This window comes from Listeria cossartiae subsp. cossartiae (assembly GCF_014224155.1).
GTDB classification, from domain to species: Bacteria; Bacillota; Bacilli; order Lactobacillales; family Listeriaceae; genus Listeria; species Listeria cossartiae.
Genome location: NZ_JAASUI010000001.1, coordinates 927,239 through 953,276 on the forward strand (window position 1 = coordinate 927,239; position 26,038 = coordinate 953,276).

The 26,038-nt window shown below is 39.8% G+C and carries 22 protein-coding genes and 1 other annotated feature; of the genes, 18 read left to right on the plus strand and 4 right to left on the minus strand.

What is annotated here, in order from left to right; all coding sequences use genetic code 11:
- Positions 1-25: 25 nt before the first annotated feature.
- Positions 26-493, minus strand: coding sequence for a DMT family transporter (locus HCJ30_RS04820; protein WP_003721608.1), 468 nt, complete (start codon positions 491-493; stop codon positions 26-28).
- Between the two features lie 14 nt (positions 494-507).
- Positions 508-957: a DMT family transporter gene (locus HCJ30_RS04825; protein ID WP_003761842.1), complete on the minus strand. Its 450-nt coding sequence runs from the start codon at positions 955-957 to the stop codon at positions 508-510.
- Positions 958-1,045: 88 nt separating this feature from the next.
- On the opposite strand from HCJ30_RS04825, the gene HCJ30_RS04830 reads away from it, so the two are divergent.
- From HCJ30_RS04830 to HCJ30_RS04850, 5 genes are all read left to right on the plus strand, one after another.
- A complete protein-coding gene (locus tag HCJ30_RS04830; protein WP_185391185.1) occupies positions 1,046-1,579 on the plus strand; it encodes an AAA family ATPase in 534 nt (177 codons plus the stop codon).
- A 295-nt stretch (positions 1,580-1,874) separates the two neighbouring features.
- Positions 1,875-2,741, plus strand: a complete 867-nt coding sequence (locus tag HCJ30_RS04835) for a glucosaminidase domain-containing protein (protein WP_185391593.1) — start codon at positions 1,875-1,877, stop codon at positions 2,739-2,741.
- Positions 2,742-3,010: 269 nt separating this feature from the next.
- On the plus strand, positions 3,011-4,024 hold the full coding sequence (locus HCJ30_RS04840) for a glucosaminidase domain-containing protein (protein WP_221635977.1): 1,014 nt from the start codon (positions 3,011-3,013) through the stop codon (positions 4,022-4,024).
- 111 nt (positions 4,025-4,135) lie between these two features.
- On the plus strand, positions 4,136-5,215 hold the full coding sequence (locus tag HCJ30_RS04845; protein ID WP_185391186.1) for a M42 family metallopeptidase: 1,080 nt from the start codon (positions 4,136-4,138) through the stop codon (positions 5,213-5,215).
- Positions 5,216-5,240: 25 nt separating this feature from the next.
- Positions 5,241-5,999 carry a TrmH family RNA methyltransferase gene (locus HCJ30_RS04850; RefSeq protein ID WP_003721616.1) on the plus strand — a complete coding sequence of 253 codons (759 nt, stop codon included), beginning with the start codon at positions 5,241-5,243 and terminating at the stop codon, positions 5,997-5,999.
- Positions 6,000-6,043: 44 nt separating this feature from the next.
- On the opposite strand, the gene HCJ30_RS04855 is transcribed toward HCJ30_RS04850, so the two are convergent.
- Complete coding sequence (locus HCJ30_RS04855; protein ID WP_185391187.1) at positions 6,044-6,403, minus strand: DUF6054 family protein; 360 nt, start codon at positions 6,401-6,403, stop codon at positions 6,044-6,046.
- Positions 6,404-6,560: 157 nt separating this feature from the next.
- On the opposite strand from HCJ30_RS04855, the gene HCJ30_RS04860 reads away from it, so the two are divergent.
- From HCJ30_RS04860 to HCJ30_RS04895, 8 genes are all read left to right on the plus strand, one after another.
- Positions 6,561-6,884: a winged helix-turn-helix transcriptional regulator gene (locus tag HCJ30_RS04860; RefSeq protein ID WP_003721618.1), complete on the plus strand. Its 324-nt coding sequence runs from the start codon at positions 6,561-6,563 to the stop codon at positions 6,882-6,884.
- A gap of 93 nt (positions 6,885-6,977) precedes the next feature.
- Positions 6,978-7,206, plus strand: a binding site (T-box leader).
- 45 nt (positions 7,207-7,251) lie between these two features.
- Positions 7,252-8,304: a phenylalanine--tRNA ligase subunit alpha gene (pheS, locus tag HCJ30_RS04865; protein ID WP_149060046.1), complete on the plus strand. Its 1,053-nt coding sequence runs from the start codon at positions 7,252-7,254 to the stop codon at positions 8,302-8,304.
- Positions 8,304-10,712: a phenylalanine--tRNA ligase subunit beta gene (gene pheT, locus HCJ30_RS04870; RefSeq protein ID WP_185391188.1), complete on the plus strand. Its 2,409-nt coding sequence runs from the start codon at positions 8,304-8,306 to the stop codon at positions 10,710-10,712. The genes pheS and pheT overlap by 1 nt, the downstream gene beginning before the upstream one ends.
- Before the next feature lie 127 nt (positions 10,713-10,839).
- Entirely contained in the window at positions 10,840-11,541 is a 702-nt protein-coding gene (locus tag HCJ30_RS04875; RefSeq protein ID WP_185391189.1) for an ABC transporter ATP-binding protein, read from the plus strand.
- Positions 11,542-11,554: 13 nt separating this feature from the next.
- A complete protein-coding gene (locus HCJ30_RS04880) occupies positions 11,555-14,965 on the plus strand; it encodes an FtsX-like permease family protein (RefSeq protein ID WP_185391190.1) in 3,411 nt (1,136 codons plus the stop codon).
- 96 nt (positions 14,966-15,061) lie between these two features.
- Positions 15,062-15,514 (plus strand): MarR family winged helix-turn-helix transcriptional regulator, encoded by a 453-nt coding sequence (locus HCJ30_RS04885; RefSeq protein WP_185391191.1) that lies wholly within the window; start codon positions 15,062-15,064, stop codon positions 15,512-15,514.
- A 15-nt stretch (positions 15,515-15,529) separates the two neighbouring features.
- Complete coding sequence (locus HCJ30_RS04890; RefSeq protein WP_185391192.1) at positions 15,530-18,730, plus strand: MMPL family transporter; 3,201 nt, start codon at positions 15,530-15,532, stop codon at positions 18,728-18,730.
- Positions 18,731-18,818: 88 nt separating this feature from the next.
- Positions 18,819-19,493 (plus strand): uracil-DNA glycosylase, encoded by a 675-nt coding sequence (locus HCJ30_RS04895; RefSeq protein ID WP_185391193.1) that lies wholly within the window; start codon positions 18,819-18,821, stop codon positions 19,491-19,493.
- A 37-nt stretch (positions 19,494-19,530) separates the two neighbouring features.
- On the opposite strand, the gene rnhC is transcribed toward HCJ30_RS04895, so the two are convergent.
- Positions 19,531-20,457, minus strand: a complete 927-nt coding sequence (rnhC, locus tag HCJ30_RS04900; protein WP_185391595.1) for a ribonuclease HIII — start codon at positions 20,455-20,457, stop codon at positions 19,531-19,533.
- A gap of 153 nt (positions 20,458-20,610) precedes the next feature.
- Here rnhC and zapA point away from each other — a divergent pair, with 153 nt between their 5' ends.
- The 5 genes from zapA (at position 20,611) to trxA (ending at position 25,991) form a co-directional block, all read left to right on the plus strand.
- On the plus strand, positions 20,611-20,877 hold the full coding sequence (gene zapA / locus HCJ30_RS04905; protein WP_008947586.1) for a cell division protein ZapA: 267 nt from the start codon (positions 20,611-20,613) through the stop codon (positions 20,875-20,877).
- A complete protein-coding gene (locus HCJ30_RS04910) occupies positions 20,874-21,416 on the plus strand; it encodes a CvpA family protein (protein ID WP_185391194.1) in 543 nt (180 codons plus the stop codon). The genes zapA and HCJ30_RS04910 overlap by 4 nt, the downstream gene beginning before the upstream one ends.
- Positions 21,417-21,506: 90 nt before the next feature.
- Positions 21,507-23,219 (plus strand): DNA polymerase/3'-5' exonuclease PolX, encoded by a 1,713-nt coding sequence (polX, locus tag HCJ30_RS04915; protein ID WP_185391195.1) that lies wholly within the window; start codon positions 21,507-21,509, stop codon positions 23,217-23,219.
- Positions 23,220-23,241: 22 nt separating this feature from the next.
- Positions 23,242-25,599 (plus strand): endonuclease MutS2, encoded by a 2,358-nt coding sequence (locus HCJ30_RS04920; RefSeq protein WP_185391196.1) that lies wholly within the window; start codon positions 23,242-23,244, stop codon positions 25,597-25,599.
- 80 nt (positions 25,600-25,679) lie between these two features.
- Positions 25,680-25,991 carry a thioredoxin gene (gene trxA, locus HCJ30_RS04925; RefSeq protein WP_003747179.1) on the plus strand — a complete coding sequence of 104 codons (312 nt, stop codon included), beginning with the start codon at positions 25,680-25,682 and terminating at the stop codon, positions 25,989-25,991.
- Positions 25,992-26,038: the final 47 nt, after the last annotated feature.

Genomic DNA, 26,038 nt, shown 5'->3' on the forward strand with positions numbered 1-26,038 from the left:
CCTAGATCCGGAGAGGTTTTCCTTTTTAAAAGCGTTGAATTAAAAATACACCAACGAGCATTAATAACACACCAATCATTCGGTAACGGTTAATCGGATGAGGAATAACCCCGAAAAAGCCAAAGTGATCAATAATTAGCGCAATAATCATTTGCCCACAAAGTGCTAAAACAACCGTCATGGCCGAGCCAAGCAATGGTAAAAGTAAAATGTTTGAAGTTACAAATAATACTCCAAGCGCACCGCCAGTGAATACCCACCAAGGAATTCGCCCGACCCCTTTTAGCTGAAAAGTCAACCGACGCTCGACAATTAAACAAACAAGTGTAAGCAAAGTCGTCCCAACTAAAAAGGAAATAAATGATGCCACAAAAGGAGAACCGACAGTTAGCCTAAGTTGGCTATTAATCGACGTTTGAATCGGGGAAAGTAGTCCAGAAACAAGTCCCATTGCCATAAATAGTAATAATGATTTGGATGATCTTTTTGTCATGTTTTCTCCTCCTTTTAAAAGCGTTGCATCAAGTAAATGCCGCCGAACATTAAAATAACGCCAAGTAAACGCTCGATATTAATTTCATGCATTGGTACTTGAAATAAACCAAAGTTATCAATTACAATAGCCATAATCATTTGTCCACAAACTGTAATCATCACAAGCAGGGCAGAACCAAGTCGCGGCAAAAGTAAAATATTAGCTGTTAAGAATATAACACCTAAAGTTCCACCGCCAACCCAGATATACCAAGGATTTGAGGCAATCATTTCTGATGATATTGGCCATGATTTTTGCGTAAACAAGCAAACGATAAGTAAAACTGTCGTCCCAACCATAAAAGAAACCCACGAAGCTAAAAACGGGGATTTCGTATATGTACTAAGTCGTGTATTGATGGCCGTTTGCACTGGTAATACCATCCCAGCCAATAGACCTGATACAATAAATAATATAATCAAAAATTTCCCTCCCTTTTATCACAATGAGATAATTATAAAATAAAAGCAGGGCAAAAAGATAGTATTTAATTCAAAGCGAGGTTTTTTTATGAAAATTCGTATTATCGGATCAGTCGGAAGCGGCAAAACCACTTTAGCGAAAAAACTTTCCGAATGGCAACAAATCGACTATTTTGAAACGGACCGCATCGTCTGGAAACGAGAAGCAACCGAAGTAAGACGAACCGATTCCGAAAAAGCAGCCGTATTAACCAACATCCTCCAAAATAAAAACTGGATTATCGAAGGCGTCCACCTCGAAGATTGGGCGACCGAAAGCTTTATCCAAGCGGACGCCATTATTTTCCTAGATTTACCTAAAAAACAAATCCGCGCTCAACTAATCAAACGCCAAATCAAACAATTACTACGACTAGAAACCGCACATTATCCCATCCGTTTAAAAATGCTAAAGAAAATGTTTTACTGGGACGAGTTATTTGAAAAACGAACCAAACCACTAATTACCACGAAAATCGCGCAAAATCCCGAAAAATGGCTAATCATCAAAGAAACACCTGATATCGAAGCTATTCAAAAAAGCTTAGTACAAATTAAATCTGCAACAAATAAATCTGTCTAATTGAATTCGCTATTATATATAGAAGAAAAACGGTTTTTTTGCGTCACAAAAAAATATTTTCAGAAAACTGCACCAATTTTATATGACTAAATGATGGCAAATGTTACAAATTGAAGAATTCTACATATCAATTGAGCTTGCTATAGCTGAACTACCCATCATTTAAACAAATCATATAAAAAGTAAAGATTTCTTAAATTCAGCAAAATAGACCTCCAGATGGATTGCAATTGTTGTAAAAGTAACGTATTCTAGTACCATCAAAGGATTCGTAGACAGAAAGGCGTGACGACAGCTGAAATATAGAAAATTATCCAAAAAGAAGAAGAAAAGGCTAATTGGGATGGCAGGAATTTTACTTCTAGTTATTTTAGTAGGAGTCATTGCATCCGTGGTCAGACAGCAGTATTTAATTATGACTGCACCAGAGCCAGACCCAGCATATCATTCCAAACAACAAAACTTCCTAAATGAACTTTCGCCCCGTGCGCAAGAAATTCAAGCCGAACATGGCATTTTAACAAGCATCACACTCGCCCAAGCAATTTTAGAATCCGACTGGGGTCAAAGCGGTTTAGCCCAAAAAGGCAATAACTTATTTGGCGTCAAAGGGAAAGCCCCACAACCAATGGTAACGATGACGACCAAAGAATTTGTAGACGGAAAATGGATTGAAATCAACGCTAATTTTCGCAAATACAAAGATTGGAACGAGTCACTCGATTCGCACGCAGAACTTTTTCTAAAAGGAACTTCTTGGAATAAAGATAAGTACAATGGCGTCGTTGCAGCAGATGATTATAAAAAAGCCGCGCAAGAATTACAATCAGCTGGCTACGCAACAGACCCCGATTATGCAGAGAAATTAATCAATATTATTGAAAGATACGACTTAGCACTGTATGACCGAATTGAAGACAAGATTTACTATGATACCAAATCAACTGGCTATGGTAATGTGAAAAAAGACGTATCCGGCGCGGTGTGGACAAAGCCATATGGACTAGCCGGCGCATTAAAAGTAGAAGAAATTAACTACTATAAACGAGAAGATTTGAAACTTTTACGCGAAGCAAAGACTGATAGTGGCGTTTGGTACCAAATTTCCGTAGATACCGAGCCACTTGGTTGGGTAAAACAAGAATTAATCGAAAAAAAATAGAAAATGACCGAAAAAGAGCAAAATGACTTGTCTTATTTATAGGCAAAAAGTCCTTTACAAGCTCTTTTTCTTTTTTATTTTCATTAGGTCAGCCTTTCTAAAACTGCTCTATCAAAGCGCTAAGCCCAAATTGTAACATAAGTAATGTAAAAGTAATGTGTATTACAAGACTGGTTTGATAGAATGAAATAGTTGTTTTAAAGAACACCTGTTTCCAGTTATTCAAAAGCTGGAACGATAATTCAAAGAAGGATGTGCAATAAATCATTATGTTACAACTCGCAAAGAAGCATTTGGTGACTATTGGTCTAGGAATTACAATTACATTATGCGCCTTACCAATCCACTCCCAAGCTGCTGGTCTTGAGGACGGCCTGACTTCCAAGCAAGAGAAGTTTATTAATGAGATTGCGCCGCATGCTCAAAAAGTGCAAAGAGAACATGGTATTTTAGCAAGTATTACTATTTCGCAAGCAATCCTAGAATCTAATTGGGGCGAAAGTAAACTGGCGAAAGACGGTAACAATTTATTCGGAATTAAAGGCTCTTATAATGGAGCATCGATTAAATTACCAACTAGAGAACACAATGGCGTTGTTTGGGTTGGAACAGATGCTGTTTTCCGTGCGTACCCAGGTTGGTATGAATCAATGAATGACCACGCACTTTTATTTGTCAAAGGCCCATCATGGAATCCGCATCTATACGGAGGACTAATCAAAGAAGATAACTTTGAAAAAGCCGCTGTTGCACTTGGCAAAACTGGCTATTCGTCTGATCCAGAGTATGCAGCGAAACTAATTGACCTCATCAAAAAAGCAAATTTAAATAAATACGATACCGTTTATAGTGAACGTGTATCTGATAAAGCAATCAAAGCAGCTGGAGAAATAGCTATCAAAGATAATTGCTTTATTTGGTCCGCTCCTGGTGGTACAAAAGGGGCTAAACCAGTAGCAAGTACGACAAAATATTTTGGTCGCCAAGTGTCGATTAATCAAGAAGTAAAAGTAACCGACTCTAATATTACGTGGTATCATATCCATCAAAATGGCGAATCTATCGGTTGGATTGAAAGTACGTCGATTAAAAACTTCTATCAATTAGAAGACTATTCGCCAACTGTCGATGCCTTACTAAAAACCGATGATAATAATCGTTTAGTCATCAACATGGACATCGATACATCCGAGCTCCACAAAACCAAAGTAGCGAAGGCGGATACAAAAGAAAAAACAGCCTTTAATCTACCTTTACTTAACGTCCAATCCGTCGTATGGTAATATCCTTACAAAAAAAGCTGAATAGATTACTCGGCTTTTTTTGCGTTTTCAAAGGATTTTTAGAAAGAAACTGTTATAATGTAAAAGGAGTTTATAAGGAGGGTTATTTATATGGATGAACAATTAAAGATGTTAAAAGCATTAACCGATGCAAAAGGTATTCCCGGTAACGAGCGTGCAGTGAGAAACGTGTTCCGCGAATACATCGAACCACTAGCAGATAGTTTTGAAACAGACGGCTTAGGAAGTGCCGTTGCGAAAAAAGTAGGCAACGAAGATGGACCTAAAATTATGATTGCTGGCCATTTAGATGAAGTAGGCTTTATGGTAACGCAAATTGACGATAAAGGCTTTATTAAATTTCAAACAGTGGGCGGCTGGGTTTCCCAAGTCATGCTCGCACAAAAAGTAACCATCGTGACGCGTTCCGGCGAAGAAATCACTGGTGTTATTGGTTCTAAACCACCACATGTAATGACAGCAGCTGAACGCCAAAAATCTTTTGACATTAAAGATATGTTTATTGACGTTGGCGCAGTGGATAAAGCAGAAGTGGAAAGCTATGGCATTCGTCCGGGCGATATGATTGTTCCCGCTTTTGATTTTACCGTAATGAAAAACGAGAAATTCCTACTGGCAAAAGCATGGGATAACCGTATTGGCCTTGCGATTGCTATCGAAGTACTTAAAAACTTACAAAAAGAACAACATCCAAATATCGTTTATGGTGTGGGTACGGTTCAAGAAGAAGTTGGTTTACGTGGCGCGAAAACAGCCGCACATTTCGTACAACCTGATATCGGTTTTGCCGTTGATGTCGGCATCGCGGGAGATACTCCAGGCGTAACAGACAAAGAAGCAATGAGCAAAATGGGCGAAGGTCCACAAATCGTTATTTACGATGCATCCATGGTAGCACATGCTGGTCTTCGTGATTTTGTCACAGATGTAGCAGATGAACTATCCATTCCTTACCAATTTGAAGCGATCCCAATGGGCGGAACAGATTCTGGTTCGATTCATTTAACTGGAAACGGAATCCCATCTCTATCCATTACCATTGCAACACGCTACATTCATTCTCATTCCTCGATGCTACATCGCGATGATTTTGAAAATGCAGTAAAACTAATTACCGAAGTAGTCAAACGTTTAGATAAAGAAAAAGTAACAGAAATTCGCTTAGGTTGAGTTTCGAGAAAAGAGGACAACTTTTATGGAACAGATTCAATCAGTAAAAAACGACCGTGTCAAAACATGGAAAAAACTACAAACGAGAAAAGGCCGCGATAAAACCGGAACTTATTTGGTGGAAGGCTTTCATTTAGTAGAAGAAGCATTACGTCAAGATGGTTTAGTACTGGAGCTGCTTGTTTCAAGTGGTGTTTCTGTTCCGGAAGAGTGGTTAAAAGGCGATTATGATGTATTTGAAATTAGTACAGAAATCAGCCACTTAATTAGCGAAACAATGACGGAGCAAGGCGTTTTTGCAGTAGTCGCAACATCTGAACCAGATATGATGCTTTTATACGGGAAAAAATTACTGCTAGTAGATGCAGTTCAAGATCCAGGTAATGTAGGCACGTTAATTCGTACGGCTGATGCTGCTGGATATGATTGTGTCGTGCTTGGCAAGGGAAGTGCAGACCTTTATAATCCTAAAGTAATTCGTAGTACACAAGGTAGTCACTTTCATATTCCTGTTATTCAAGCAGATTTATTTGATTGGATTGCGAATTTAGAAGAAGAGGGCGTTCCAGTTATTGGCGCAGTTCTCGATGACCAAGCGAAATCATTAAACGACATGACAAAACGTGACACTTTAGCGTTAATGGTCGGAAATGAAGGTAATGGTATTTCTCCTGAATTACAAGATCGTCTTTCTGAAAAAGTATATATTCCAATATATGGAGACAGTGAATCATTGAATGTCGCAGTTGCGGCTGGAATTCTACTTTATGGCTTAAGAAAATAAAGAAAAAGTGGTGACTAAGTTATTTTGACTTAGCCACCACTTTTTTAGATTTCTTCTTGTTTTTCAATAGCTACTTCCCGAATAGCAACGCGTTTTAAATCGGCTACAACACTGTGCATATAATCAAACGCTGCACCCCAGTCAATGCCAGTAAAGAAGCCGTTCGAACTACCCGTCGAGATAATCGTTACTTCCGTTTCGCCGTGAAAATTATTAATATTGACGAAAAGTGCCGCCCGGTTAGAAGAGCGGAAATAATATTTTTCGCAAGCAAGTGTCGCTAATTCACCAAAATCAAACGTTCTAATTTCCGAAAAAACGATATTCGATCCTACTTGGCCTGCTTTGATTATTTCGAAGGTTTCAGAAACATCAGTTTTAACAATGTATCTAATGGATGGCATGATAGCCGCCTCCTTCATAAATCTATCTTAGTTATAGTGTAAGCCCAGAAGGATACTTTGGTCAATTAACTGCATACTTACTAAATATAAGCAACATAATATTTATTAGTTACTTTCTGATGATAGATATGGTACAATAACGTTAGAGGTGAGAATTATGACTGATGCACATACAGTATGTCCGAAGTTTGAATCGGCGTTCCAATTACTAGGTAAACGCTGGACTGGACTTATCATCAATGTCTTACTGACTGGTCCAAAAAGGTTTAAACAAGTTGCCGCTGAGATCCCACAAATGAGTGATCGGGTGCTTGCAGAACGTTTGAAGGAACTTGAGGAAATGGATATTTGCTTAAGACAAGTTTATCCAGAAACTCCTGTACGCATTGAATATGAACTAACCGAAAAAGGTAAAGCACTCCAAGAAGTAATGCTTGAAGTCCAGTGCTGGGCAGATAAATGGGTGGAAGTGCCTAATTAAAAAAGAAATAATCTCTCCTATTAAATCAGGGGAGATTATTTTTTAGCTTGAATCTTTCGTAGAACCATACTATAATAGAAACTATCTAAATAAGTAAAGACAATGAAAGAGCCAAGTAGCAAAGTGAGTCTGTATAGGGAGAAGTGGTCATAGACTGAAAGCCACTTTACAAACGAATTTGTGAACATTTCACCTCTGGAGTCGCCGCCGGGAAGCACGCAATGTGTGAAGGTGGTCCGGTTACTAAGCCGTTATCGAATTTTGAGTGGGAGCAATTTTTTGTTCTTATTAGGGTGGTACCGCGAGAAGTCTCGTCCCTTTGTGGATAGAGCTTTTTTATTTTGTCTAAAAAGAAGGAGTGAACGGTATGTTAGAACAGTTACAGACGCTGAAAAGTGAAGCAGAAACACAAATCAACGAAGCATCAGACTTAAAAACATTAAACGACTTACGGGTAAAATACCTTGGTAAAAAAGGCCCGATGACCGAAATCATGAAACAAATGGGGAAACTTTCCGCAGAAGAACGACCAAAAATGGGTTCACTTGCTAATGAAGTAAGAACCGCTCTAACAGAAGCGATTTCCAGCAAACAAGAAATTCTGGAAACAGCAGCAATCAATGAAAAATTAAAATCAGAAACAATCGATGTTACTTTACCTGGTACAGCGCCAAGCATTGGAACAAAACATTTACTGACACAAGTAATTGAAGAAATGGAAGATATGTTCATTGGGATGGGCTACGAAATCGCAGAAGGTCCAGAAGTAGAACTAGATTACTACAACTTCGAAGCGCTAAATTTACCGAAAGATCACCCAGCTCGTGATATGCAAGATAGCTTCTACATTACAGAAAACACGTTATTACGTACCCAAACATCTCCAGTACAAGCAAGAACAATGGAGAAACACGACTTCTCTAAAGGGCCAATCAAAGTTATTTGTCCAGGGAAAGTATACCGCCGTGATAATGACGACGCGACTCACTCGCACCAATTTACACAAATCGAAGGACTTGTCGTTGGTGAAAACATCACATTTGCTGATTTAAAAGGAACGCTAACAGTCCTTGCAAAAACAATGTTCGGTGAAGAACGTGAAATTCGTCTTCGTCCATCCTTCTTCCCGTTCACAGAACCATCCGTTGAAATGGATATCTCTTGTTTCAAATGTGGTGGTAAAGGTTGTCGCGTTTGTAAAGGAACAGGTTGGATTGAAATTTTAGGAAGCGGAATGGTACATCCAAATGTGCTTGAAATGTCCGGGATTGATTCCACGCGTTACAGCGGCTTTGCTTTTGGCTTAGGACCTGAACGTGTTGCGATGTTGAAATATGCGGTGGATGATATTCGCCACCTTTATACAAATGATTTACGCTTTACGAAGCAATTCCAAAGTACAGAAACGGGGGAAATCTAATGTTAGTTTCATATAATTGGGTTAAAGAATTTTTCCAAGAATTCCCGTTAACGGCGGAAGAACTAGGAGAAGCAATCACAAGAACAGGTATTGAAATCGAAGGCGTAGAAGAATTAAGCGCTAGTTTGAAAAATGTCGTAGTTGGTGAAGTATTATCATGCGAACGCCATCCCGATGCAGAAAAATTAAATAAATGTCTCGTTCAAACAGACGAAGCAGAACCAGTTCAAATTATCTGTGGAGCTCCAAACGTTGCCGCTGGTCAAAAAGTGATTGTTGCCAAAGTTGGTGCAAGACTTCCAGGTGGACTGAAAATCAAACGCGCTAAATTACGTGGCGAAGTTTCAGAAGGAATGATCTGCTCGCTTGCAGAACTTGGCTTTGAAAGTAAAGTTGTGCCAAAAGCATACGCAGAAGGTATTTACGTATTACCAGAACATGTGGAAGTCGGCGTAAGTGCAATCACATTACTTGGCTTGGATGATGCGATTTTGGATATGGCAATTACTCCAAACCGTGCCGACGCATTAAGCATGAACGGCGTAGCTCACGAGGTTGGCGCGATTATCCATCAAAAACCAGCCCAACCAACCCAGCCCGACGTATCTGAAAAAGGAAAAGCGGATGCATTTATTTCTGTAGAAGTAGAAAATCCAGCTGACACACCTTACTATGCAATTAAAATGATCGAAAACATCGAAATCAAAGAATCACCACTATGGCTACAAACAAAATTAATGAAAGCTGGCATCCGTCCTCATAATAATGTGGTCGATGTAACGAACTACATCAACTTATTATACGGCCAACCTTTACATTCATTTGACTACGATAAAATTGGCAGCAAAAAAATTGTCGTGCGTTCTGCAAAAGAACAAGAAGAAATTACGACACTTGATGGCGAGAAAAGAACGTTACAAGCGGGTCATACAGTCATTACGAACGGAACAGAACCAATTGCCATCGCGGGCGTTATGGGCGGCGAATTTTCCGAAGTAACCGAGAGCACAACAACCGTAGCGCTAGAAGGTGCGATTTTCAGTAGTTCCTCTATCGGTAAAGCATCACGCGAATTATACCTACGTACCGAAGCAAGTATTCGCTACGATAAAGGATCAGATGCTTGGAAAGTAGAGAAAGCACTTGCGCACGGCGGAGCACTTATTGCTGAACTTAGCGGCGGCACACTTGTGGGTGGCGTAGTTGAAGTAGACAACCGTGAAAAAGCAGTCAACAAAATCGAAACAAGTTTAACACGTATTAACCGTATTTTAGGGACAGCGATTACACTTGCGGAAATCGAAACTATTTTTGCTCGTTTAGGATTTGTGTTAGAAGTAAAAGGTGACACATTGCTTATCGAAGTACCAACGAGACGGTGGGATATTACGATTGAAGCGGATATTTTAGAAGAAGTAGCACGGATTTATGGTTACGATGAAATTCCGGTAACTCTTCCAGCAACAAGCACAACAGGTGGCTTATCAGACAGCCAAAAAGCTCGTCGTGTCATGCGCGCTTATTTAGAAGGAGCAGGGCTTAACCAAGCATTAACTTACTCTTTAACATCTAAAAAAGATGCAACTCGTCTAGCACTTTCTGATGAAAAAACAGTTGCATTATCGATGCCAATGAGCGAAGAACATAGCCATTTAAGAACAAGTATCGTTCCACAATTAATTCGTAGCGCAAGTTATAACATCGCTCGTAAAAATATGGACGTGGCACTTTACGAAATGGGAACCGTGTTCTACGCAACAGAAGGTGACAATTTACCAATCGAACAAGAGCATTTAGCTGGGCTGATTACTGGAAATTGGCATGTTGTAGATTGGCAAAAAACGCCAAAACCAGTAGACTTCTTCGTTTTAAAAGGAATTGTCGAAGGATTAGTAAACAAACTTGGCATTAAAGCCGAACTTCATTGGAAGCAAACCGAAAAAGAAGAGCTGCATCCAGGAAGAACAGCAAGCATCGTTTTAGAAGGACAAGAAATCGGTTATCTTGGCGCGCTTCATCCAGCAGTAGAAGCAAACTACGATTTAAAAGAAACGTATGTATTTGAAATCAATGTAGCAGCTTTACTTGATGCAACGAAAGAAAAAGTAGTTTATCAGCCAATTCCACGCTATCCAGAAATGACACGCGACTTGGCATTACTTGTCGATAAAGATACCGACCACGCGGCGATTTCTCAAGTAATCAAAGAGCACGGCGGAAACTTATTAGTTAATATCGAGCTATTTGATATTTTCGAAGGAGAAAGCCTTGGCGAAAATAAAAAATCGCTTGCATATACCTTAACTTTCTTAGACAGTGAAAGAACGCTCGTTGAAGAAGACGTCCAAAAAGCAACAAACAAAGTAGTAGAAGCATTACAAACAAAACTAAATGCGACTATCCGCTAAAGGAAAAAAACTAACTGGAAATTCTCCAGTTAGTTTTTTTATGTTACTTTCCTTTTTTAGTACTTCACCAACTTAAATAACACATGGTATACTAATGTCATATGACAGAGAAAAAAGGACGAGAAAAATGACCTACGTAGAAATGAAAGATGTCTCTAAATTTTATCAAATGGGAGAGAATGTTGTTACAGCTAATGACAAAATCAATTTTGGGATAAATAAAGGTGAATTTGTTGTTATCGTTGGACCTTCTGGAGCTGGTAAATCCACCGTGTTAAACATATTAGGCGGGATGGATAGTTCGAGTGAAGGGAAAATCATGGTTGATGGGCAAGATATTGCTCAATATAATGCAAAACAATTAACGAAATATCGCCGCACAGATGTCGGCTTTGTTTTTCAATTTTACAATTTAGTTCCTAATTTAACCGCGAAAGAAAATGTCGAGTTAGCGGCACAAATTGCTCCTAACGCACTAGACGCGGAAACCGTTTTGACACAAGTTGGATTAAGTCATCGATTAGATAATTTCCCAGCGCAGTTATCCGGTGGGGAACAACAGCGTGTTGCCATCGCCCGTGCATTAGCGAAAGCACCGAAGTTACTCTTATGCGATGAACCAACAGGCGCACTGGATTACGACACAGGGAAATCTGTCTTAAAATTATTACAAGAAACATGTGAAAAAACCGGAACGACCGTAATCGTCATTACACATAATACAGCAATTACACCTATTGCCGACAGAGTTATTGAAATTAACAATGCCAAAGTGCGCAGTATCAAAGAAAATCCAGAACCAATGTCCATTGATAATTTAGAATGGTAGAAAGGAGCAGCCTGTGAAACGTTCAGCATTATGGAAAGATATCTACCGTGAAATATGGCGTTCGAAAAGCCGATTTATTTCAATTTTCATGCTTATTATGCTTGGGGTTGCTTTTTTCTCTGGACTAAAAGCAACTGGGCCGGATATGCTTTTAACCGCCGACAATTATTTCAATAAGTATAATCTAGCCAATTTCAACGTACAATCGACTTATGGAATTGATCAAACTGACAAGCAAGCACTAGAAAAAGTGGACGGCGTGAAGCAAGTGGAACTCGGCTATACAGTGGACACCTTGATGCAAGACAAAAATATCGTTACTAAGTTATATTCTATGAAGGCGGATAATCAGCTTAATAAATATAAAGTAGTGACAGGTCGTTTGCCTGAAAAGTCTGGTGAAATTGCCTTGGATAACAATAAGCTTATCCATGAAAACGTCCAACTAGGCGATAAAGTAACTTTTGTCAAAAATGACGGAAATAAGCTGACGGGTACATTAAAAGAATCAACCTATAAAGTAGTTGGTTTCGTCCAGTCACCAGCCTACATCCAAAAGTCAGAACGCGGCGCAAGCACAGTCGGCAAAGGAAAAACCGAAGCATTCGGTGTTATCCAAGAGCAAGACTTTGCGCTACCAGAATATACTATCGCCAATTTAACGTTCACTAATTTAGCATCTGAGAAAGCTTTTAGTGATGCGTACCTATCTAATGAAGAAAAAGATAAAGATAACATCGAAACAGCCTTGAAAAATCAACCAGAAAAACGTTTAGAAAAAATAAAAGCAACCGAACAACAGAAAATAAACGATGCAACGAAAGAAATTAATCAAGGAAAAGCAGAACTACAAACGAACGAAGCGAAACTAGCGGACGCGAAAGCACAGTTAGATGTCGGCTTTTCCGAGTATGAAGCTGCGAAAAAAAGCTACGATGCTAAAATTAGCCAAGGGGAGGCAGAGATCCGCAGCGGAGAAGCAGAACTAGCTAGCGCGAAAAAACAATTAGATGCCGCCAAAACACAAATTAGTCAAGGCGAAGCAGCAATTAATCAAGCAGAAAAAGAATTGAAACAAGGACAAGCAGCATGGACAGATGCGAATAACTTTTTGAATAGAACCAATAGCTATTTGAAAAATACGAGAAGTGTCATAGAAAGATCTCAAGTGCATCGTTTATCAGCTGAAGAGATGGATAGGGATATCTTGCTTTACCCATTTGATTCTATTGCAAAAGGTTTGAAACTTACTGAGAAAGAACGAAATGGTTTTGATTCGGTACTGAGTCTATTTATATATGATTATGAAGCAGGATACGGTCATCTCAATAATGAATGGCGCGCTGAAATGGAATTTATGCTTAGTTGTATGCCTACTTTTGAAAATAAATACCAAGAAGCGCGAGTAGCTTTAGATGGAGAAAAGCAAAAGTTAGAACAAGCTCAACAAGCTTTAGCCGCTAAAAAACAAGCATTTCAAGGACCAAAAGCGACTTACGAAGCAGGCTTAGCAAAATACCAAGCCGGAACTAAAAAACTCGCTGTAGCAAAAACGCAACTAGCTGCCGGCAAAGAAACAGGCGAAACAGAACTACAAAACGCACTTGCCAAATTAAACGCCGGTCAAGCAGCATACGAAAAAAATCTAGCGTTATTCACAACTGAAAAACAAAAAGCAGAACCAAAACTAGCAAGTGCTGAAAAAGAAGTTAAAATCGGTCAAGAAAAATTAGATACGCTCGAACTTCCCAAGTATTATGTATTAGATCGTAATGATAATCCGGGTTATAGCGAATACAAAGAAAATGCCGACAGACTAACTTCTTTATCAACTGCATTCCCGATTTTCTTTTTCCTAATCGCTGCGCTCGTTTGTTTAACAACGATGACGCGTATGGTAGAAGAACAAAGAACACAGATAGGAACGTTAAAAGCATTTGGTTATTCTAATGGAAGCATTATTTTAAAATACCTCGTTTATGGTTCCATCGCAAGTGTGATTGGAAGTGTGCTCGGAATATTGATTGGCTTCCAGTTTTTCCCGAATATCATTTTTAACGCCTATAAATCGATGTATGAAATGCCGCCAGTTGATATTGGCTTCTACTGGAGCTATAGTTTGCTATCCTTATTTGTCGCTTTATTCTGCACCACATTTACAGCTTATGTAGCTTGTCGAGCAGAACTTCGGGCCAATGCCGCCACTTTAATGCGCCCGAAAGCACCAAAAATCGGAAAACGTATTTTCTTAGAACGGATACAATTTATTTGGAAACGAATGAATTTTACAAGTAAAGTAACCGCTAGAAATTTATTCCGCTATAAACAACGGATGTTAATGACCGTTCTTGGTGTAGCTGGATGTACAGCGTTAATTCTGACAGGCTTTGGTCTTCGTAATTCCATTAGTGATATCGCTAAAATGCAATATGGGCAAATTATGAAATACGATGCCGCTGTCTATCAAGATATGAGCGCACCACCGACAGCCAAAGAAACTTTTGATGAGCTAATGGATGATTCCAATATCAAAAGTAAACTGGCGATGTCACAAACGAATATCGACACGGTGAAAGCGGGGCAGTCCGCGCAAGCCACATCGATTATTGTGCCTAAGAATTTAAACGAGTTACCAAATTATATTGTTTTACGCGACCGCGCCAGTCATACGACAGAAAAACTTACAGACGATGGCGCAATCATCAGCGAAAAACTGGCCAAACTTTTCGATGTAAAACCAGGCGATACGATTACAGTTAAAAACGCTGAAAATGATAAATTCCAAATAAAAGTGAGTGCTATTACCGAAAATTACGCATTACACTATATTTACATGACACCAACGTATTATCAGCAAATTTTTAAAGAAAAACCAGTTTACAATTTAGATTTATTAATGTTAAAAGATACTTCTGAAAAAGTGGAAAGCGATTTTGCGGAGAAATTAACAGACAGTAAAGCTGTTCTCAATGTTACTTTTTCTAATAATGTGAGCTCGATGTTGACGGATACACTCGATAGTTTAAATATCGTTATCGTTGTGCTAATTACATCGGCCGCGCTACTCGCATTTGTCGTTCTATACAACCTAACCAATATCAATGTATCCGAACGTATTCGCGAACTTTCCACCATCAAAGTACTCGGATTTTATCCAAAAGAAGTGACGATGTATGTCTACCGAGAAAATATTATTTTAACCTTAATGGGAATTGTGACGGGATTCGTGCTTGGCTTCTTCTTGCACCGTTTTATAATTACTACCGCAGAAGTTGACCAAATGATGTTTAGCCCAGCGATTAGTTGGACAAGCTATCTATTTTCTGGCATTCTCACGCTTGTTTTTGCAACCGTGGTAATGGTCGTGATGCACATTAAACTCAAACGAATTGACATGATTGAAGCATTAAAATCAGTAGAATAATGAGGAAAAGAACTTGCTTTTGCGGCAAGTTCTTTTTGTTTGACTTCAAAATAAATAAAGCTTAAACTGGAAAATAGTTAAGGGGGTGAACTTTATTTGGAAAGGCAAAAAGTCAAACAACTAATAAAGAGTTACCAACAAACCTACATATTCGCTATGACACATATACATCAAGCTATTTCCGAAATATCAACCAATACCGTTGATTTGTCAATTGAACAATTTTTTGTGTTGCGGGAAATTGCAGCTTACGATGGAATTAGCGCCACGGAACTTGCGGCCACTTTATCCGTCAATAAAAGCGCGATTACACCCAAACTAAAAAAACTAGTAGACAAAGGTTACATTAGGCGGAAACGAAATCAACAAGATAAACGCGCCATAGTTTTAACTATCTCAGAAAAAGGGAATAACGTTTACGAAGCGTGCGAAAAACAATTAGAGTTACTCGTGAACGAATGGCTCGAGATTCTAGGGGAAAAAGACAGCGAACACTTCTTTGAACTATTTCAGAAAATTACCAAATCAGTTGTCGAACCTAAAAAATAAAAGGAGAGATTTGGCATGAAATGGATTATGAAACTCCGCTGGGCCATTTTAGCATTTTGGCTTGCAGCAGCAGTCGTACTAATGTTTATTGCACCACCCATGGCAGATCTTGTACGCGAAAAAGGCGAATTAAAACTGCCCGATGGCTACCCGTCATCACTAGCAACAGAAATGCAAAAGAAACATAATCCAGACGACAAAGGTTCTGCTTACATCGCTGTTTACACTTCTGAGAACAAGTTAACTGGAACAGAATTAAACGATATCGAAAAATCACTAGACTCTATCGAAAAAGATAAAAAAGATCTCCACGTAACCAATGTGGTATCAAGCTTCAACCAGCCAGAATTAAAAGATAAATTTTTATCAAAAGATGGTAAAACACTAGTGGCAAGCTTAACTGTAGATGATACAGACGCCTCTGTTAAAAGCATTCGTAACGCTTTAGACAAAAAAATGGATGTAAAGGGCGTTGACACATACTTAACCGGAAACAAACTCATTCAAGAAGATGTTGTCCAAGGTTCCGAAGACGGTTTACATAAAACAGAGGGCATCACCGTAGTCTTTATTTTAGTTGTATTGTTCCTAGTATTCCGCTCTGCTGTGGCGCCGTTTATCCCGTTAATAACAGTTGGGATTAGTTATCTCGTAGCGCAAAGCACCGTAGCATTCTTAATTGACCTCTTTAATTTTCCAGTTTCCACCTATACGCAGATATTTATGGTCTGTATTATGTTCGGGATTGGAACTGACTATTGTATTCTCCTAATGAGTCGATTTAAAGAAGAAATGGGGGCAGGGCTGGATCCACGTGAAGCAGTTCATGCAACTTATCGTACAGCCGGAAAAACAGTCATTTATAGTGGCGTAGCTGTTCTTGTTGCTTTTACTTCCCTTTATTTCGTTCAATTCGATTTATATCGTTCCGCAGTAGCAGTTGGCGTCGGCATTGTCGTGTTACTTGCCGCACTTTACACGCTTGTGCCATTCTTTATGAGCACACTCGGAACACATTTATTCTGGCCATTAAATAAAAATATTAGCCATAAAGAAAATAAACTTTGGGGAGCGGCTGGTAAATTCACCTTTGCGAGACCATGGATTGCACTACTAATCGTCGCGGCTATCACGTTACCACCGATTTTACTCCACACAGGAACAGAATCATTCAACTCACTAGATGAAATTAGCGATAAATACCCATCGAAAAAAGGCTTTGAAATCGTTTCTGACAGTTTCGGAGCAGGGCAAGTCGCGCCAACACAAATCTTTATCGAAAATGATGATAACATGCGAACAACAGATTACATCGCGCAAATCGAAAAAATTTCCGATGATTTATCTCATTTAAAAGGTATTGATATGGTCATGAGCGCCTCACGTCCAGCCGGGAAACGTGTCGATGATATTTACATTAAAAACCAAGCCGGACAAGTCAGTGACGGTGTTGGTCAAGCAACTGATGGCGTCGGACAAGTGAAAAAAGGGTTGGATTCTGCTAGTTCTGAACTGGAAAAATCTGAGCCCGCTCTAAATAAAGCCGTTGCTGGCGTTGGCGATTTACAAAAAGGTACTGTTGCGACACAAGAAGGTATCAACCAACTTCAAACTGCACTCGCACAAATCCAAACAGGTATTGAAAGCGGCGCAACTGGCGCAGGCGATCTAAAACAAGGCGTAGCTCAAGCCAAATCACAACTAGCAACGCTTCAAAACGGCGAAGCACAAATCCAAGCAGGTTACGCTGAAATTCAAAAAAACTTACAAAATGTAGCTAATCAATTAAAAGGCTTTGAAAACCCGAACTCTCAAGCAATCGATACATCCAAACTAGAAGCACAATTTAAACAAATCGGCGCATCTTTCCAAGCTTTCGCAGCCGCACATCCAGAAGTACGAAATGATCCGAAATTCCAAAAACTAGCCGCAGATATCCAAGGCTTAGAAACAGCTGGAAATGACTTGAAAACAGCTGCCGGGAAACAAATGGCTGCACTTCAAGCAAAAATGAAAGAACTAAATCAAGGCATTCAACAACTAGCAACTGCTATGAACCAATTAAATCAGCAATCGAAACAAATTTCTGATGGCCTTAGCGCATTTGGCGCAGGACTTGGTCAAATCGAAACAGGACTGGCTCAATTAGAAACCGGGCTAAACCAAGCTGCGGACGGTCAAGGTCAAGTCATTTCCAAAATGCCTGAAATTTCCAATGCACTTAGCCAAATCGCAGCTGGCCAAGGGGCTTTAAAAGAAGGATTTGCTGGTATTAGCGGTCAAATGGGGCAACTCACAGATGGCTTAACTTCCGGTGCAGATGGTCTCGGCAAAGTTCAAAGCGGCCTCAACACCGCCAACGGACTTATTGACGATTGGTCAAAAGTACCATACGCAAGTTCCGGAATTTACGTTCCAGATGCTTTACTAAAAAATGCTGATTTCCAAAAAGTATTAGATCAATATATCTCTTCTGACGGAAAACTAGCAACGATTAATGTTGTCCTAACGAAAAATCCATACTCGAACGCAGCAATGGATTCCATCGACGACATTAACGATCAATTAGCAGCAAGCATGAAAGGCACTAAACTCGAGAATGCCAAAATTGGTATTGGAGGAATGACAAGCGTTAACTACGATACAAGAGATATGTCGACAGCCGATTATCATTTAGTGCTTGTCATCGTTCTAGCGAGTGTATTCGTCACACTTGTCATCGTTTTACGTTCACTCGTCATGCCAATTTACCTCATTGCATCACTTGTCCTAACTTACTTTACGGCCCTTGGTTTTGCAGAAATTATCTTTATGCGAATTCTCGGATACAGTGGTCTAACATGGGCAACCCCGTTCTTCGGATTCGTTGTACTCGTCGCACTCGGAATCGATTATTCGATATTCCTTATGTCCCGCTTTAACGAATATAACGGACTTTCCGTACGCGACAGAATGATAAAAGCAATGAAAAATATGGGTGGCGTTATCTTCTCAGCGGTTATCATCCTCGGAGGAACATTCGCCGCAATGATGCCAGCTGGCGTGCTATCCTTACTAGAAATCGCCACAGTGGTTCTGATTGGTTTAATACTCTACGCCGTCGTTATCCTACCACTCTTCGTTCCGGTTATGGTTAAACTATTCGGACGAGGCAACTGGTGGCCATTTATCACAAGAAAAGGCGACCATCAAGAAAACGTACCACCGAAAAAATAGCCTAACAAACCGCATTCCTTTTTAAAAGGAGTGCGGTTTTTAGTTTAATTTGCTAAGATGTAAGGAGAGATGAAGGAGGAAGATACAAATGATAAAACTCGAAAATGACTGGGATGAGTTATTAAAAGAGGAATTTAACCAACCTTATTATTTAAAACTTCGCCAGTTCCTAAAAAATGAATACCAAACAAAAAAAGTATTTCCGGACATGTATGACATTTTTAATGCCTTAAAACACACAGCTTATAAAGATGTAAAAGTGGTGATACTCGGCCAAGACCCATACCACGGACCAGGCCAAGCACACGGACTCTCTTTCTCGGTCCAAAAAGGCGTGCAAATCCCGCCATCGTTACAAAATATTTATTTGGAACTACATAATGACTTGAATTGTGAAATCCCGAACAACGGTTATTTGATACCATGGGCGGATCAAGGTGTATTGCTATTAAACACCGTATTAACTGTTCGCGCAGGCCAAGCTAATTCGCACCGCGGGCAAGGTTGGGAAATACTAACGAACCGCATTATCGAAATGATTAACGAAAAAGAAGAGCCAGTTGTCTTTTTACTTTGGGGAAATAATGCGAAAGAAAAGTTGCAACTATTAACTAACCCGAACCACATTGCTTTCACATCCGTTCATCCTAGTCCACTTTCCGCATCACGTGGGTTCATGGGATGCCAACATTTTTCCAAAGCGAATCAATTCTTAGAACAAAACGGCGCAACCCCGATTGATTGGCAAATTCCTTCTATATAAATAAAAATGCCTCGTCAACAAAAGACGAGGCGTTTTCTTATTTTTTAGCAATTTTCAAAGCTTTTTCTGTATTAGCAAAATGTTGTTTTGTATATTTTGCTAATGTTTCCATTCCAAATCGTTCGATGATTTCCGCCGCAACAGCATCAACATGAGGTCCAGCGCCTTTTGGAAGGGGAATACCAACTTCCTTCGACATCGCATCAAATGCTTGAACAAATTTATAACGAGCAATAATCGAAGCCGCTGCCACCGAGAGATGCAATCCTTCCGCTTTGGTTGCAAAAAAGACATCTTCACGAACAATACTAGGCTCTTTTGCCAAATAACGATAGTACGTATTTTTTTCAGCAAATTGGTCAATTAAAATCGCTTCTGGTTTCACTGGCGCTAGTTTTTTCAAGACATTTTCAATCGCTCGGTTATGTAATAAAGCTTTCATTTGACCTTGATTCATGCCTCTTTGCTGTAATTCGTTATATTTCGGATTCGGACAAAGTAGCACACTATGCGGAACAAGTGGCATGATTTTCTCGGCGATTCGGCAAATTTCCGGGTCTTTCATGGCTTTTGAATCCTTGACACCGAGTTCTTTTAAAAGTGGCATCATTTCCGCATCGACATAAGCTGCGCAAACAGTAATAGGACCAAAAAAATCACCCGTGCCGACTTCATCGGAGCCAATGACATTTTTTGATGCGAAGTTTGCTGGAAGAACACCTTTTGAAACACTTGGCGACTTCGCTTTTGCTTCTGGTAGGGTCGCCACCCATTTTTTCGCTTCGGCTTCTCCGTTTACTCCTTGGAACATCACTTTACGCGACTTATAGCCAGTAATGGAAACACCAGGTTTTTTAGCTGCAAAAACGGCTCCTGGTGGGAGTTTTGGGTTGGAAAAAGGGAGATATGTTTGTTTCATTTTTTCAAGAGTTGATTGATTGACTACAATAACTGTATTTGCGATAAGGCATCATCCTTTCAAAGTTCTATTGTAACATACTACGCCGAAAGACTGAATATCAGCTAAACAGGTGGTTGACTCTTTTCTTTCGGGCTTTTTCGTGATAAGATTATGACAAGTAGCGGCCTAAATGAATTTGGGCGAGGAGGAATTTACGTGGCAAATGAGAGAAATAGAGTAGTGACCACAATTTACGGTAGAGAATATACAATTGTTGGCATAGAAACAACAGACCACTTACGAAAAGTAGCTCGCGAGGTCGATGAAAAAATGCACGAAATCGGCTCTCAAAATCATGCGCTCGATAGCGGAAGGCTCGCTGTACTGACAGCTGTGAATGCAACTCACGATTATTTAAAACTAGAACAAAAATATCTAGAGTTGGAACAAGAACTGGCTCGTATCAAAGGAAGAGATCAATGATTTTAAATGCGATTATTTTAATTTTGCTTGTTTCTGGCTTTTTTGCAGGTTTCAGAACAGGCCTAATCAAACAACTTATATTATTACTAGGTTATATTTTGGCATTTTTTATCTCGTATACATATTACGAAGATTTAGCGCCCCATTTAACCTTTATACCTTATCCAGGTAGTGATACTTCAGATGGATTATCTATTATTTTACAGGAATTACGAACGGAAACAGCTTATTATAACGTACTCGGCTTTGCGATAATTTTTATTGTTGCGATTATTGTCGTTCATATGCTCGCATCGCTTGTTGGCGGCTTAACAAAAATACCTGTTTTGCGCCAAATTAATGGGTTAGTAGCAGCTGTTTTTGGCGTTATTAAGTCTTATTTACTTATTTTTATTGTATTGTTTATCATGGCAATTTATCCGGCGAATTGGTCAGAGAATCTGATTGACAGCTCTACGGTTGCTCAGTGGATGCTCGAGAACACGCCAATTTTGTCCGAACAATTTTATGACTGGATGACAGACATTCTGCCAAAATAAAAGAAACATTCGATACCAGATGTACACTCTTAGCCAATTTTGGATAGGATTACGCTGGTATTTTTTAATGACCGAACGGGAGGAATAACGATGGCTACTAATAAAAAAGAAATTATTCGTTTACTGGAAGAAATTGCTATTTATATGGAATTAAAAGGAGAAAATAGCTTTAAAATATCGGCTTTCCGCAAAGCTGCCCAAGCAATTGAATTAGATAGCAGAAGTCTGTCGGAAATAGAGGATTTCACTAAAATTAGCGGTATTGGGAAAACAACAGGCGAAATTATTCAACGTTATTTAAATAGTGGGGAATGTCCAGAACTCGTGGAACTGAAAAAAGAAGTACCCGCTGGTCTCGTTCCACTTTTAGATGTGCCGGGGCTTGGTGGTAAGAAATTATCGCGGCTTTATCACGAACTTGGTGTGGTCGATAAAGATACGTTACTTCAAGAAGTAGAAAACGGCCACATCGAAGCGTTAAAAGGATTTGGCAAAAAGTCTGCTGAGAAAATGGCAGAAGCTGTGCGCGAAATGGGTGAACGGCCTGATCGCTATCCGCTTAATGATGTTTTGCCAATCATTCGCAAAGTAGAAACGTATTTATCCGAAATTGCTGCAATCGAAACTTTCGCACAAGCTGGTAGTTTACGGAGATTGCGGGAAACAGTGAAAGATCTTGATTATGTCATTGCGACCGAAAAAACCGAAGAAGTACAAAAAGCATTGCTGGATTTCCCGTTAATTACAGATGTCATTGGAGCCGGTGAAACAAAAGTGTCAGCTGTACTAGAAGACAACATTACTATTTCGGTGGATTTCCGCTTAGTAGAAAAGAAAGCTTTCGCAACGACACTGCATCATTTTACTGGTTCCAAAGACCACAATATTAAAATGCGCCAGCTAGCGAAACAAGCGAATGAAAAAATAAGCGAATATGGGGTGGAACAGGAAGATGGTAGTATGCGCCATTTTGACTCAGAAAAAGCCTTTTTTGCTCATTTTGATATTCCATTTTTACCGCCAGAAGTTCGCCGCGATGGCACAGAAATCGAACGTGTAACGAAAGAAACGAAATTCCTTGAATTAAGCGATATTCGCGGTGATTTACACATGCATACCACTTGGTCAGACGGAGCTTACGCGATTCCAGAAATGATTGAAGCATGTATCGCAAAAGGGTATGAATATATGGTAATCACCGATCATGGGAAATTTCTACGTGTGGCAAATGGACTGGATGAAAAAAGACTGCTGGAACAACAAGCGGAAATCAAGAAAATAGCCGCAAACTATCCAGAAATCGACGTTTATTCTGGCGTCGAAATGGATATTTTAGCAGACGGATCGCTTGATTTTGATGATGAAACGCTGAAACAGTTGGATTTTGTCATTGCGTCAATTCATTCCAGTTTCCAGCAATCGGAAGAAGAAATCATGAAACGACTAAAAACAGCATGCGAAAATCCATATGTGCGCTTGATTGCTCATCCGACAGGGAGAATTGTCGTGAAAAGAAAGCCATATCATGTTAATATGAAAGAACTAATCAAACTAGCGAAAAATACAGGAACCGCACTAGAATTAAATGCCAATCCGCAGCGCCTTGACTTAAACCGAGAACATTTAGAAATGGCACATGCGGCGGGGGTTCCGATTGCCATTAATACCGATGCGCACGACACGAAACATCTTGATTTCATGTCTATCGGTGTTCGCGCTGCAACAAAAGCGTGGCTAGATAAATCCGCGATTCTAAATACGAAAACAGCGGCTGAATTCAAACAATTTTTACAGAATAAATAACTTTTAAAAAGAAGGATGACCAATGGAAAAAAAAGTAGAAGCCATTTTAGAATTTGATAAAATAAAAAAACAACTCACAGAATTTGCTTCTTCTTCACTAGGGGAGCAAGCGATTTTGGAACTCGCTCCAGCTACCGATTTTCAAGTAGTTCAAAAAGCGCAACTTGAAACAGAAGAAGGAGCCAAAATTATTCGTTTACGGGGAAGTGCGCCAATTACTGGTTTAACAGACGTGTTCGCTCATTTGAAACGCCTAGAAATTGGCGGCGATTTAAATGGACTTGAAATCTACCAAATCGGTAGCAACTTGCGCGTAAGCCGTCAAATGAAGAATTTTATGAACGATTTGCTCGAAATTGGTGTTGAAATACCACTTCTCGGCGCGCTTTCGGATGAACTTTTAGTATTAAAAGAAGTCGAGGAAGACATTACAATTTCTGTCGATGAAAGCGGGAAAGTGCTAGACACGGCTAGTGAGGCGCTTAGCACAATTCGCCGGACACTACGCCGGACAGAAGACCGCGTACGTGAAAAACTAGAATCTTATTTACGTGATCGTAATGCTTCGAAAATGCTGAGCGATGCTGTTATTACGATTCGAAATGATCGTTACGTTATCCCAGTTAAGCAAGAATACAAGGGACATTACGGCGGGATTGTCCATGACCAATCTGCATCCGGTCAAACGCTCTTCATTGAGCCGCAAAGCGTAGTAGATTTAAACAACGAACGAAAAGCACTTCAAGCCAAAGAAAAACAAGAAATCGAACGCATTCTTGCCGAAATTTCTGCCTCATTAGCTGGCTGGATTAACGAAATTCACCATAATACCTTTATTCTCGGTCGCTTTGATTTTATTTTCGCAAAAGCCCGTTTTGGTAAAGCGATGAAAGCCGTAACTCCACATCTAAGTGACACCGGCGTAGTGCATTTAATTGCCGCGCGACACCCGCTTTTAGATGCAGCTAAAGTCGTTGCCAATGATATTTATTTAGGTGAAGATTTTACGACGATTGTTATTACCGGACCCAATACAGGGGGTAAAACCATTACGTTAAAAACGTTAGGATTACTAACACTCATGGCACAATCTGGCTTGCAAATTCCAGCACAGGAAGATTCCACCATTGCTGTTTTTGAGCATGTTTTTGCCGATATTGGCGACGAACAATCGATCGAACAAAGCTTGAGTACGTTCTCATCTCACATGACGAACATCGTTTCCATTTTAGAAAAAGTGAACCATAAATCATTAATTTTATATGATGAACTTGGGGCAGGGACAGACCCACAAGAAGGTGCGGCACTAGCGATTGCGATTCTTGATGCCAGCCATGCAAAGGGCGCAAGTGTTGTCGCGACGACCCATTATCCTGAATTAAAAGCATATGGATATAACCGCGTTCATGCAACCAATGCTTCCGTTGAATTCAACGTCGAAACGCTTAGTCCGACTTACAAACTACTAATCGGTGTACCCGGTCGAAGTAATGCCTTTGATATTTCGCGTCGCCTAGGTTTAAGCGAAAATATCATCACCGAAGCAAGAAGCCTTGTCGATACCGAAAGCGCCGATTTAAATGATATGATTTCCAGCCTAGAAGAAAAACGTAACTTAGCAGAAACAGAATATGAAGAAGCACATGAACTAGCGCGCGGTGCCGATGCCCTTTTAAAAGATTTACAAAAAGAAATCTCTAATTACTATCAACAAAAAGATAAATTAATCGAACAAGCGAATCAAAAAGCAGCAACCATCGTCGAAAAAGCAGAAGCTGAGGCCGAAGAAATCATCCACGAATTGCGCACGATGCAATTAAATGGAGCAGCCGGAATCAAAGAACACGAACTGATTGACGCCAAAACAAGACTTGGGAAAGCCAAACCAAAAACAATCAACAAAGCCATTCCCCAAGCGCCGAAACAAAAACCACACGTTTTCAAAAATGGCGACAATGTTCGCGTCTTATCACTTGGTCAAAAAGGTACCCTTTTAAGCAAAATTAGTGATAAAGAATGGAATGTCCAAATCGGTATCATCAAAATGAAAATCAAAACCGCTGATCTCGAATACATCCAACCAGAAAAACCGAAAAAACAACGCATCATTACATCGGTTCATAGTAGCGGATCACCAGCAAAAAGTGAACTCGATTTGCGCGGCGAACGTTACGAAGATGCACTGCAAAAAGTCGACAAATACCTTGATGAAGCATTGCTCGCTGGATATCCACAAGTAGCCATCATTCACGGTAAAGGAACCGGCGCACTCAGAACTGGTGTCACCGAATATCTAAAAAATCATCGCATGGTCAAATCAATCCGTTTCGGTGCAGCAGCAGAAGGCGGAAACGGCGTAACCATCGTTGAGTTTAAGTAAACAATTGAGCAAAAACATGGCTCGAAATAGGCGTAAATGCTATACTGTGTGTACAAAAGTCATAAGGAGTGAATTAAATCATGGTAAAAGAAATTACAGATGCAACATTTGAACAAGAAACTAGCGAAGGCTTAGTATTAACAGATTTCTGGGCAACATGGTGTGGTCCTTGCCGCATGGTGGCTCCAGTTTTAGAAGAAATACAAGAAGAACGCGGCGATGCACTTAAAATCGTCAAAATGGACGTAGATGAAAACCCAGAAACACCAGGAAGCTTTGGTGTTATGAGCATTCCAACACTTCTTATTAAAAAAGACGGCGAAGTAGTAGATACTATTATCGGCTACCGTCCAAAAGAAGAACTGGATGAAGTCATCAACAAATACGTTTAAAATTATGCTAAAATGAAAGAAGCTTAGAATGTTTGTTCTAGGCTTCT